This is a genomic window from Pseudomonas sp. 1176_21 (assembly GCF_052850635.1).
Genome location: NZ_VXCV01000018.1, coordinates 59,355 through 71,254, shown reverse-complemented (window position 1 = coordinate 71,254; position 11,900 = coordinate 59,355). Strand labels below are relative to the sequence as shown.

The window sequence follows — 11,900 nt, the reverse complement described above, 5'->3', positions numbered from 1 at the left end:
AAAGATTCGAGGCACATCGCGGGCCAAGCCCGCTCCTACAGGGGACGGCGGTGACATTTAGGCCCGTGCAATACCAGTGGGAGCTGGCTTACCAGTGAAGGGAGCAGTTCAGGCGCCGGAGATTCGAGGCACATCGCGGGCCAAGCCCGCTCCTACAGGGGACGGCGGTGACCTTTAGGCCCGTGCAATACCAGTGGGAGCTGGCTTGCCAGCGAAGGGGGCAGTTCAGGCGCCGGAGATTCGAGGCACATCGCGGGCCAAGCCCGCTCCTACAGAGGCTTGCGCTACCCCTGTGGGAGCGGGCTTGACCCGCGATGGGCGGCACCGCCCCCCTCGAACACCACACACCGATTACGCCCCGCCGTCTTGGCCGCATACAGCGCCTGATCGGCCGCCGCCACCAGCGTCAGGGGCGTTTCGCCCTGCCCCGCCATGCCTGCCACGCCGATACTCACCGACACCCGCCCGAACGGGCTGCCAGCATGCACGATGTTCAGCTCGGCCAACCGCGCCAGCACCGTCTCGGCCACCACCACCGCGCCCGCCACCTCGGTATTGGGCAGCACCATCGCCAGCTCTTCCCCGCCATAACGCGCCACCACATCCGTCGGGCGGCGCACGCACTCGCGCAGCAAGGTGCTCACCGCCTTGAGGCATTCGTCACCGCCAATGTGCCCGTAGGCGTCATTGAAGCGTTTGAAATGATCGATATCGATCAGCAGCAACGCCAGCGGCTGGGCCTCGCGCTGGGCACGCCGCACTTCGCTGGCCAGCACCTCGTCGAAACGCCGGCGGTTGGCCAGCCCGGTGAGCGTGTCGTGGGTGGCCAGCACCGCCAGCTGCCGGTTGGTGGCCAGCAGTTCTTCGCGCGCCACCAGCAATTGCGCATCCATCTCGGCACGATGGCGCATGTCGCGGATCAGCAGCCGGCCAATCACCGCAATCACCCCCTGCAACGCCAGCACCAGCCCCACCGTCAGCCACGCTTCCATGCGCCAGGCGTCCAGGGCCTCGCGCTTGCCGATGGCCACGGTGGTCACCAGTGGCAGGTGCTCGTTCTTGCGAAACGCATACAGGCGCTCCACCCCATCCAGGCTCGAGGCAAACGAAGCCGTGCCCACCGAGTTTTCCACCAGGTAGCGGGTGTAGATCGGCGACCGGGAAAAGTCGCGGCCCATGTCCTGCTCGCGAAACGGGTAGCGCACCAGGATGCGCCCACTGGTGTAGGTGAGCGCAATCGCACCGTCCTTGCCCACGTCGATCTTGCCGAACAGGCGCAGAAAGTTCTCCACCCCCAGGGTCACCGCGATCACCCCGGCGAACTGCCCCCCGGGCTGCTCGAAACGCCGGCTGACGGTGATCACCCAGTCCTGGGTGGAGCGGCTGCGGATCGGCGGGCCGATGAACACCTCGCGGGACGGGTTGTCGCGATGGTGGATGAAGAACTCGCGGTCGGCGCTGTTCGCACCGTCCGGAATCGGGCCGTTGGTCGACATCAGCCATTCGCCCGTCGGGCCATAGATGGTCAGCCCATGCAGTTGCGTCAGCAGTTCGTTCTGCTCCTCCACCAGCCCGGCCAGGCGCGCCAGTTGCTGCGGCCCGCCGCCATCGACTTCGAGCCGCTCGCTCAGGCCCAGCAGCATCATCGAACTCTGGCGGATGATGCCCTCGGCATAGGTGTCCAGTGCCTGGGTCAGGTTGAGGCTGTGTACCTGAACCTCGTTCAGCGCGCGCTGACGTGCAGCCCATATCTTCCAGGCCGTCAGCGATGCCAGCGATACGCAGATCACCAGCAACAGCAGCACGGCCAGGCGCACGTCACGCTTGTGCGGCAGCGGCACCGGCAGTAAGGGGGTCGACATCATGAAACGCTCCTGCGATGCCACAACTGAAGGCATCCTGCCATCAGCTGTACTCCGGAATGCCCTGTACCGCAAGGGGCAGAGCATCAGGCGCGCAATCAAGCGGTGGGGGTCACGACGGGCTGCTGCAGAATCCGGCAGGCAGAAGTTGCAGGGCAGTGAAGCTGAAAGTGGGACGCAAGGCCGCCCGCTCCAGTGAGCAGCCTTGCGCATGCATGCAGGCAGGCCTTGCGGTGCGCCGCTGGCGCGGTTGCCCTTCAGTAGCGGAACTTGCCGCCATGAATGTCCTGCAGCACCTGATCGGTCACCCGCACGTAGGTTTCGGTGCCCGGCAGCCAGGCATACACCGGGTCTTCGCCGGTCTGGCTGGGGTCGAAGGCTTCGCTTCTGAGCTTGGTCTTCTGGTACTTGAAGGTGCCGGTGGTTTCCATGCAGGTCTTGACGCGCAAGAACATCGGCACCGCGTAGTGAGGCATCTGGCTCTTGACGAAGCGCAGCAGGTCGCAGAAATCCAGCTGCTCCAGCGGCGCCGACGGGGTGATGGCGGCCATCCCGGCGCGACCGTTGGTGTTCTTGATTTCCACCCCGTAGGCCACGGCTTCGGCAATGTGGGGGTGCTGCACCATGATGTTCTCGACTTCGGTGGTGGAGACGTTCTCGCCCTTCCAGCGGAAGGTGTCCCCCAGGCGGTCGACGAACTGGGCATGGCCAAAGCCGATATCGCGAATCAGGTCGCCGCTGTTGAAGTAGCGGTCGCCCTTTTCGAACACGTCGTAGAGCACCACCTTCTTGCTCTTCTCCGGGTCGGTGTAGCCATCGAACGGGGCGTCGTCGTCGATCTTGGCCAGCAACAGGCCCTGACCGCCCTTGCCGACCTTCTGCATGAATCCGTCGGCGTTGCGCCGTGGTTCGCCGGTGTCGTGTTCGTACTCCACCAGCGACCAGGCGTTGATGGCAAAGCCGATGGTGTTCTCGAAATTGAGGATGTTGGTAAAGCCGATGTTGCCGTCACTGGCGGCGTAGAACTCGCAGACCCGCTCGATGTTGAAGCGTTTCTTGAAGTCGAGCCACACGCCCGGACGCAGGCCGTTGCCGATCATCTTCACCACCGGGTTGTCGCCATCGTTGCCGGCCGCAGGCTGATCGATCAGGTAGCGGCACAGTTCACCGACGTAGCAGATGGTGGTGGCCTTGAATTTGCGCGTGTCTTCCCAGAACTGGCTGGCGCTGAACTTGCGGCGGATGGCGAAGCCCGAGGCACCGGCCAGTGCCGAGCCCCAGCTCACGCACAGGCCGGTGCCGTGATACAGCGGCAAGGTGCAATAGACGATGTCATCGGGGCGCATGTCCAGGGCGATCATGCCGAAGCTGCCGTAGACCTTCATCCAGCGCCCATGCTTGAACACCCCGGCCTTGGGCAGGCCGGTGGTACCGGAGGTGTAGATGTAGAAGCAGGCGTCGTCGAGGTAGACCTGCTGGGTAGTCGCCGGATTGGCCGTAGCGTGCCCCTGACTGGCAAGAGTCAGGTTGACGTAGCCCTCGGGGGCGATGCCGGCATCGCGCGTGGTATCGGTGTCGGCCAGGAAAAAGGTGCGCTGCCTGTCGATGGCCACCTCGTCGCGCACCGCCTCGAACGATGGCACCAGCTCCTGGCCGACGATGATCGCAGACGGGTTGACCAGGCCCAGGCTGTGGATCAGCACGTTGTTGGTCTGCGAGGTGTTGAGCATGGCGCAGATGCCGCCGATCTTGCTCACGGCCAGTACGCTGACCAGCAATTCGGGGCGGTTCTCGATGAAGATGCCTACCACATCGCCTTTTTTCAGGCCACGGGCCAGCAGGTAGTGGGCGAAACGGTTGGCCCACTGGTTGACCTGTTCGTAACTGAAGCGCGTGTCCTTGTAGAGCAGCGCCGGCCCTTGAGGGTTGCGCGCAACCGCCTGTTCGAAGGCCCAGCCCAGGCCACAGGGCTGATCGGCCTTGAGTTTGGAAACCTTGAGGCCCCTGACGAGCCGAGGAATGGCCCGAGTGATCGAGGGAATTTTGCGCAGCATCATGCCCCAGGTAATCATGTCGCTATTACTACTCATGGCACCTCCTGGTGGATTGACCGTGGCCGCCAGGCGGTTCGACAAACGCCATGACCAGCCAATCGTTTTTATTGTTGTGCACGCCATGTGAAAAAGTCCTCGCGCAGCGGGGTGCGCGAGGACGCCTGGTGCCGATCAATCAGAACTCGTCGGCGACCGACTCGAGGATCTTGCCCATCAGGTAGACCGTGGTGCGGGCCACTTGCTTGACCGCCTCTTTTTCTTCGTCGGTCACGACCCAGCGGTCGATGGCGGCGTTGACCTGCTCGGAGTGCTTCTCGTCGATGATCGCGTGGGCGACGAAGAAGGTCAGTTGCTGGTCGGTCAGCTTGAGATGGTTCTTGCACACGTCCATCAGGGGTTCGAGGTGCTCATAGCAGTCCTCGGCCCAGAAGCTGTAGCCCAGGCGCGGAATGATGCCGCGGCATACGGAAACGAAGTCCAGGTAGCCGTAGAACGCCTCGGTGGCCGGCAGCATCGGTTTCTCGAACTCCGACGGGTCCACGCCAATGGCGATCAGGTCGTTGTACGCCATGTTTTCATGGCCCAGCTCTTCCAGCGCATGCTTCATCGCGAAACGCAGCAGGCCGACCTTCTTGTGGTCCTGGTTCCAGCACGCCACCGCCTGGTTGATCGCGTTGTTCTTGGTGTAGTGGTACACCTGGACAATCGACTTGATGTACAGCTCACGCTGCAGTTCGGGACGCTTCATCATCTGGAAGAAACGGCCGGCCTTGATCTTTTCCCATTCGGCGTCACAGATGGCTTTGAGCTCTTTGCGAAACGCGGTCACTTCAGTCATTTCACTCTCTTCCTTGGCGTGTTGATAAATCGTTCATGACACGTGTTATACGGTCAGGCGAATACGGCGTTACAGGCGCAGCACGGACTTGATGATGTAGATGAACTTGGAAAAGAAGCCCAGGCCTTCGATAGTGTCCCAGTGTTCCATCAGCACACCATTTTCAACACGGTAGATATCGATCACCTTGTAGTTCACCGTGAAGAACCTGTGCTTGGCCCAGTGCTTGGCATACAGGAAGACATAATCGCCTTCGGCGCAGACCCGCTCGATACTGGTACCCGACTCGGGGAACGTCTTGAAGAACTGCGTGAAGTAGGTCTTGAAGCCTTCGCGGCGCGGGGGAATGAACACGTTGTTGTGCTGCACGTAGTCCTCGGCAATCAAGGTATCGGCAACCGCCAGTTCACGCTGACCAAACATGCGCTCGTAAAACTCGATGACCACTTCTTTGTTCCTGGCTTCCATCTTGGATCAACCTCAATGTTGTCGTTATTGTGTGATGCTTATCCCGCCAGTGACTGCCTCGCGTGACGGGCGGCCAAGGTATGGCGAATCAGGTCATCGACGTCCTTCAGGTCTGCCGGGCAGCTGGGCAGGCCGAAGAAGGGCGTCACCGACGGCATCAGATCGCCCTTGTACAGGGCGTAGTAATGATCGCCACGGGCCTTGATCTGGAAGAAGATGCCGTCCTGATCGAACACGAAGCTGTCGAACTTCGGCGCCAGCCGTGGCTTCACATAGGTGATGAACGTCTTGTAGCCGCCTTGCAGGGCCACCAGCGAGGCACCGGTCATGGCCAGCCCGTTGACCACGTTCTTGACCGGGGCATGCTTGTCGACGATCAGGCGCGAAAGTTCGACGCACTCGTGCTCGTAGTTGGGCCCGGAGAACTGCACCAGTTGTTCATGGCTGATGAACTCACCCGACTCGTGAGGGAACGGCGTAATACGCTGAGTGCCGATGATTTCACCATCATGATAAAAGGCAAACACATAGGAACGCGGGTCGTATTCATCCAGGCACACGGTATTGTCGACCGAGTTGCCAAACAGCGTCTTGTAATAGATCTTGCGCTGCCCATACAACCGGCTACGGGCACGAGAAAGTTCGATGAATTGCGCAGGCGTTACCACCTGCCTGACCTTTACCTTGTCAGACTGGCACAACTCCTGGAGGACTGAATCATAGAAACTGTAGATGGCCGAACCGGCGGAATCATCCTTTACCAACTGCATACTTGCCGAAGGCAAGTCAGCCTTGTTACTGGCGAGTGACGGCATGAGAAATCCCTTCTTATTGTGATCTGTAGTATTCAACTCAGCCCAGCGCACGACTTAAGTTTCCACAGGACAATACATAGCTTCGCCTCCTTGCGTAGATAGCCATAGGTTGTTGATTTACGGGCTGCGCACAGCCAGACACTCACCCGCTAGTGGCGGGCGTGCCGTTGAACCAGAGCGAGGTGCAGTCAGTTCGGTGGTAGCGAGGCCAAGGCTCGGCGGATCTGCTCGGCGCGCTCGCCCAGCACCTGTGGCGTGGCGATCGGGAGGTCCGCATGACCCAGGTTGAAACCGTCACCGACAAAGCGGGCCAGCACATGCAGGTGCGCGTGACCTACGGTCTGCCCGGCCACTGCGCCATCGCACAGCAGCAGGTTGATACCTTCACAGGGCTGTTCTTCGAGGCTCAGGCCGCTTTCACGCAGGGCGGCCGCCATCCGTTGACCCACACGCATCATGTGGCCACAGGTTTGAGGAGGGATATCACCCAGGCCGCTTGCGTGGGCCTTGGGAATGACCAGGACATGGCCAGGAGTGATCGGCTGAATCGAGAGAAAGGCCAGGCACTGCTCGTCTTCGTAGACAACGGCAGCCGGTGCTTCTTTCTTGGCGATTGCACAGAAAATGCAGTTCACGGATAGCTCCCTCTATTGTTGTAGGTGCAACCCCGGTGGAGGCATGAAGATCCGGGATGCTACAGGCTGCATTCCATTGCAGAGTTGACCGCGCAGCTTGTAGGAGAAATTACCCCTGGCCTTCCTCAGCTGTACACGGGAGTTTTGAAATTTTTTGTATCTGAATCCCGTAAATTTCCTAATGGGTTGATTTGAATGGGTTTTCCCAAGGTAACTTTTTGTATCCGGGCTGCATGGGTGCGTCACCGGCCAGGGCCCTGAGGGCCGAGGACGGTGACGCCATCACCCACCCGCTGTGCGTGGGCTCGCCCGGCCTGAGCTACACGAACGCATCGGCATGAAAATGCGCGGGCTCCAGCCCCCGCTGCTCGACGAAATCGCGTCGCGCCGAGTCGACCACGATCGGCGCGCCGCAGGCATAGACCTCGAAGTCCTTGAGGCTATGAAAGTCCTGCAGCACCTGGCGGTGCACGAAGCCGGTGGCACCCTGCCAGTCGCAGGCCGGGCCCGGCTCGGACAGCACCGGGGTGTAGCGCAGCCACGGCAACTGCGCCTCCCAGGCCAGCAGCTGTTCATGCCGGTAGAGGTCCTCACGGCGCCGCCCGCCCCAGTACAGGTACACCGGGCAGCGGTTGTCGCCGCGCTCGCGCAGTTGCTCGAGCAGCGCCTGCACCGGGGCAAAGCCGGTGCCGCTGGCCAGCAATACCATCGGCCGTTGGCTGTCGCGCAGGTAGAACGAACCGAAAGGCCCCTCCATGCGCAGGATCGCCCTGGGCTGCAACGCATTGAACACATGCCCGCTGAACACCCCGCCCGGCATGTGCCGGATGTGCAGTTCAAGCTGGTTGTCGCGCGCCGCTGCGGTGGCCATCGAGTAGCTGCGCCGGCTGCCGTCCTTGAGCAGCACCTGCACGTACTGCCCCGGCAGGTAGGCGAATGCGGCGCCCGGCGCGAGCATCAGGCGCAGCACCGCCACGTCGTGGCTGACCTTGTCGAGGCTGGCCACGCGCACGCCCATCTGCTGGATGCCGATGCCGCGCAGCTCGGTGACTTCCGGCGCGTCGATGACCAGGTCGGAACGTGCCCTGGCGCAGCAGAACAGCGCCAGGCCCTGGGCCCGCTCGGCTTCGCTGAGCACTGCCAGCGGGCTGTCGGCGTGGTCCACCTCGCCGCTGAGCACCTGGCCCTTGCAACTGCCACAGGTGCCGGTGCGGCAGCTGTGCTTGAGCATCAGGCCATCGGCCAGGGCAGCGTCGAGCACGCTCTGCCCGGCGTTGACCGGGCAGCTCAGGCCGACCGGCTGGATCTGCAGGGTGAAGCTCATGTGCGTACCCTCCGTCACTGCGCGCGTCCGGCGGCGGCCAGCAGGTCCAGCGCCACGTCGACGATCATGTCCTCCTGGCCGCCGACCATGCGCCGCTTGCCCAGCTCGACCAGGATGTCGACGGTTTTCAGGCCATAGCGCGCCGCGGCGATTTCGGCGTGGCGCAGGAAGCTGGAGTAAACCCCGGCATAGCCCAGCGCCAGCGATTCGCGGTCGACCCGCACAGGGCGGTCCTGCAACGGGCGCACGATGTCGTCGGCTGCATCCATCAGCGTGTAGAGGTCGGTGCCGTGGTTCCAGCCCAGGCGCTCGGCGGTGGCGATGAACACTTCCAGGGGCGCGTTGCCGGCGCCCGCGCCCATGCCGGCCAGGCTCGCATCGATGCGATCGCACCCCTCCTCCACCGCGGTGATCGAGTTGGCGACCCCGAGGCTGAGGTTGTGGTGGGCATGCATGCCGGTTTCGGTCTCGGGCTTGAGCACGGCCTTGAACGCGCGAAAGCGATCACGCACGTCCTGCATGTTCATCGCACCGCCGGAGTCGGCCATGTACACGCAGGTGGCGCCGTAGCTTTCCATCAGCTTGGCCTGGGCGGCCAGCTGCTCGGCCGGGATCATGTGGCTCATCATCAGAAAGCCCACGGTGTCCATGCCCAGCGCGCGCGCATATTCGATGTGCTGGCGGGCCACGTCGGCCTCGGTGCAGTGGGTGGCCACGCGCACCACGCGGGCGCCGGCGTCATATGCGGCCTTGAGGTCGTGCACCGTGCCGATGCCGGGCAGCAGCAGGGTGGTGATCCTGGCGTGGCTGATCACGTCGGCCACGGCCTCGATCCACTCCAGATCGGTGTGGGCGGCAAACCCGTAGTTGAAGCTGGAGCCCTGCAGGCCATCGCCGTGGGCCACTTCGATGGAATCGACCCTGGCCTTGTCCAGCGCACGGGCGATGTCCTGCACGTTCTGCAGCGAGTACTGGTGGCGCACCGCGTGGCTGCCGTCGCGCAGGGTCACGTCGCTGATGTAGAGCTTCTTGGCGGGATTGAACGTCATGCGGGCATCCTCAGTTGTGCGCCATGGCCTGGGCCATGCGCTCGGCGGTCGCCATCGCGGCGGACGTCATGATGTCGAGATTGCCGGCGTAGGCCGGCAGGTAGTGGGCGGCGCCTTCGACTTCGAGAAACACCGAGGTCTTGAGCCCGCTGAAGCGGCCCAGGCCCGGGATCAGCAGCGGCGCCTGGGGATCGATCACCTCGAACTGCACCTGCTGCTTGAGCCGGTAGCCGGGCACGTAGGCCTGCACCGCCTGGGCCATCTCGTGGATGGAGGCCTGCACGCGGGCCTGCTCGCAGGCTTCGGAGAGCACGAACACGGTGTCGCGCATGATCAGCGGCGGCTCGGCCGGGTTCATCACGATGATCGCCTTGCCCCTGGCTGCACCGCCGATGGCTTCGATGGCCTTGGAGGTGGTTTCGGTGAACTCGTCGATGTTGGCGCGGGTGCCGGGGCCGGCGGACTTGCTGGCAATCGAGGCGACGATTTCGGCGTAGTGCACCTTGGCCACCCGCGACACCGCGGCCACCATCGGGATGGTCGCCTGGCCGCCGCAGGTGACCATGTTGACGTTCAACTGCGCCAGGTTCTGCTCCAGGTTCACCACCGGCACGCAGTACGGGCCGATGGCTGCCGGGGTCAGGTCGATCAGGCGGATGCCGGGCTTGCGTGCGCGCAGGTAGGCGTCGTTGCGTACATGGGCGCCGGCCGAGGTGGCATCGAACACGAAGTCGATATCGGCGAACTCGGGCATGCGCGCCAGGCCCTCGACCCCTTCGTGGGTGGTGGCCACGCCCAGGCGGCGGGCGCGTTCCAGGCCGTCGGAGGCCGGGTCGATGCCGACCATCACGGCCATTTTCAGGTACTTGCCGTGGCGCAGCAGCTTGATCATCAGGTCGGTGCCGATATTGCCGGAGCCGATGATGGCGACATTGAATCTTGCAGGGTTCATACGGCTTCTCCGTAGACTTCGGCGAGGAGGATGACGCTCGGGTCGAGGCTGTCGGCGTACAGGCGCTGCACGGCCTCGGCGCGCAGGCTCAAGGCGGTGCGCTGGTTGATGTAGCCCTTGTCGGTGATCTCGCCGTCGTTGAGGCTGGGCGGCGAATCGAGGATCACCAGGCGCACGGCATGCTGGGACGAGGCCGGGTATTCCCGGGCCAGTGCCTGCAGGCCCGCGCACAGCGCCAGGCGCACCTCGGGCTGCAGCGCCAGCTGTGCACCGCTCATGTGCTGGCCCTCGGCGCCGAGCAGGTCGCGCAGGGCCTGGGACGGGTAGACCAGCGCGCCGATCATGTCGCGGTCATGCCCGCCGATCACGCAGTCGCTGGCATACGGCGCCAGCGCGCTGACCAGGCGTGGGCGCAGCGTGCCCACCGACACCCAGGTGCCGCTGCTGAGCTTGAAGTCCTCGGTCACGCGGCCGTCGAACTGCACGCCCAGCTCGGGGCGCGCCGGGTCGACCAGGCGCCCGGCGTCGCCGATGCGGTAGAAGCCCTCTTCATCGAACGCCGCCAGGGTGCTGGCCGGGTCGCCCAGGTAGCGCGGGAACACCGAGGGGCCGCGCACGCGCATCTCCAGCTTGTCGCCGGCAGGCACGAACTTGAGCTCGGTGCCCGGTACCGGCAGGCCGATGATGCCGGCCTTGTCGGCGGCAAAATGCACGCTGGTGACCACCGGCGAGGTTTCGGTGGAGCCCCATTCGGTGGCGAAGAACAGCGGCGTGTCGCGCACCTTCCCGGCACACGCCACCAGCCGGCTCCAGCTGCTTTGCGGCAGGGCGGCAGCGGCATAGAACAGCATGCGCAGGCGCCCGAACAGGGCCTGGGCCAGCGCCGGGTCGCGCTCCAGGTGCGGCAGCAGCATCTCGTAGCCGCGCGGCACGTTGAAGAACAGCGTGGGCCTGACCGAGCGGATGTTCTCCAGCGTGCGGTCGATCTGCCCCGGCACCGGCAGGCCGTCGTCGATGTACAGGGTGCCGCCGTTGCGCAGCACCAGGTTGAAGTTGTGGTTGGCGCCGAACACGTGGCTCCAGGGCAGCCAGTCGAGCACGATCAGTTCGCCCTGCTCCAGAAAGCGCCAGCACTGGGCAATCGCCTGCTGGTTGGCGCAGAGCATGCCGTGGGTGTTGACCACGGCCTTGGGCGCACCGGTGGAGCCGGAGGTCATCAGGTAGCGCGCCGGGGTGTCGCCATCCAGGCGCGCGAAGGCGGCCATCACCGCCGGGGTCTCGGCCTTGTACAGGTGCGGCAGGGCCAGCGCACCGGGGATTTCCTGGGCGTTGCGCGCCGCCACCACCGGGCAGTCCGGGTCGACCAGGGCGATGGCGCGGCCATAGGCATCGCCGTCGTTGACGAAGATCAGCCCCGGCTTGAGCACCTCGACAATCGCCTTGAGCTTGGCGCAGCCGCTGCCGGTATTGCGCGAGTAGGCCACCGAGATGGTCGACACCGGGATGCCCACGTGCATCGCCGCCAGGGTCAGCAGCGCCTGGTCCAGGTCGTTTTCCGAGAGCATCAGCAGCGGCCGGCCGGCTGCGATGTCCAGTTCCAGCAGGCCCTGGGCCAGGGCGCCGACGCGCTGGCGCACCTGCTCGTAGGTCAGGCTGAACCAGCCCGCGCCGCGCCGTTCGGCCAGGTAGGCACGCTGCGGCGCCTGCTCGGCCCAGTGTTCCAGCCACTGGCCGATGCAGCGCGCATAGGGTTGCAGCGGCTCGGGCGAGCTGAGCACGAAGCTGCCGTCGGCACGCGGTTCGTACAGCACCTGGGCGGGGGCCAGCTGGGTGGGGTCGTTGAAGAAGTCGTACATTGCACGCCCTCGTGAGCGCGGCAGGCCGTCGGCCCGCTGCTCACTGG

At 64.2% G+C, this 11,900-nt stretch carries 10 protein-coding genes; all 10 read right to left on the bottom strand.

Annotation, left to right across the window (positions count from 1 at the left end; translation table 11 throughout):
* Positions 1-284: 284 nt before the first annotated feature.
* A complete protein-coding gene (locus FW760_RS25575; RefSeq protein WP_446444089.1) occupies positions 285-1,862 on the bottom strand; it encodes a sensor domain-containing diguanylate cyclase in 1,578 nt (525 codons plus the stop codon).
* Between the two features lie 257 nt (positions 1,863-2,119).
* Entirely contained in the window at positions 2,120-3,952 is a 1,833-nt protein-coding gene (locus FW760_RS25570; protein WP_088515450.1) for a long-chain-acyl-CoA synthetase, read from the bottom strand.
* A gap of 139 nt (positions 3,953-4,091) precedes the next feature.
* Complete coding sequence (locus FW760_RS25565) at positions 4,092-4,754, bottom strand: iron-containing redox enzyme family protein (protein ID WP_043859798.1); 663 nt, start codon at positions 4,752-4,754, stop codon at positions 4,092-4,094.
* Positions 4,755-4,823: 69 nt separating this feature from the next.
* Positions 4,824-5,222 carry a nuclear transport factor 2 family protein gene (locus tag FW760_RS25560; protein ID WP_043859797.1) on the bottom strand — a complete coding sequence of 133 codons (399 nt, stop codon included), beginning with the start codon at positions 5,220-5,222 and terminating at the stop codon, positions 4,824-4,826.
* Positions 5,223-5,260: 38 nt separating this feature from the next.
* Positions 5,261-6,037 (bottom strand): hypothetical protein, encoded by a 777-nt coding sequence (locus FW760_RS25555; protein WP_231390606.1) that lies wholly within the window; start codon positions 6,035-6,037, stop codon positions 5,261-5,263.
* A gap of 188 nt (positions 6,038-6,225) precedes the next feature.
* Positions 6,226-6,672, bottom strand: coding sequence for an HIT family protein (locus FW760_RS25550; RefSeq protein WP_043859795.1), 447 nt, complete (start codon positions 6,670-6,672; stop codon positions 6,226-6,228).
* Between the two features lie 319 nt (positions 6,673-6,991).
* Positions 6,992-7,996 (bottom strand): CDP-6-deoxy-delta-3,4-glucoseen reductase, encoded by a 1,005-nt coding sequence (locus tag FW760_RS25545; RefSeq protein ID WP_054916101.1) that lies wholly within the window; start codon positions 7,994-7,996, stop codon positions 6,992-6,994.
* Between the two features lie 14 nt (positions 7,997-8,010).
* Positions 8,011-9,045: a 4-hydroxy-2-oxovalerate aldolase gene (gene dmpG / locus FW760_RS25540; protein ID WP_446444088.1), complete on the bottom strand. Its 1,035-nt coding sequence runs from the start codon at positions 9,043-9,045 to the stop codon at positions 8,011-8,013.
* A gap of 10 nt (positions 9,046-9,055) precedes the next feature.
* Entirely contained in the window at positions 9,056-9,997 is a 942-nt protein-coding gene (locus FW760_RS25535) for an acetaldehyde dehydrogenase (acetylating) (protein ID WP_116054591.1), read from the bottom strand.
* On the bottom strand, positions 9,994-11,853 hold the full coding sequence (locus FW760_RS25530; RefSeq protein WP_088515453.1) for a feruloyl-CoA synthase: 1,860 nt from the start codon (positions 11,851-11,853) through the stop codon (positions 9,994-9,996). Before FW760_RS25530 ends, FW760_RS25535 begins: the two co-directional genes overlap by 4 nt.
* Between the last annotated feature and the right edge of the window lie 47 nt (positions 11,854-11,900).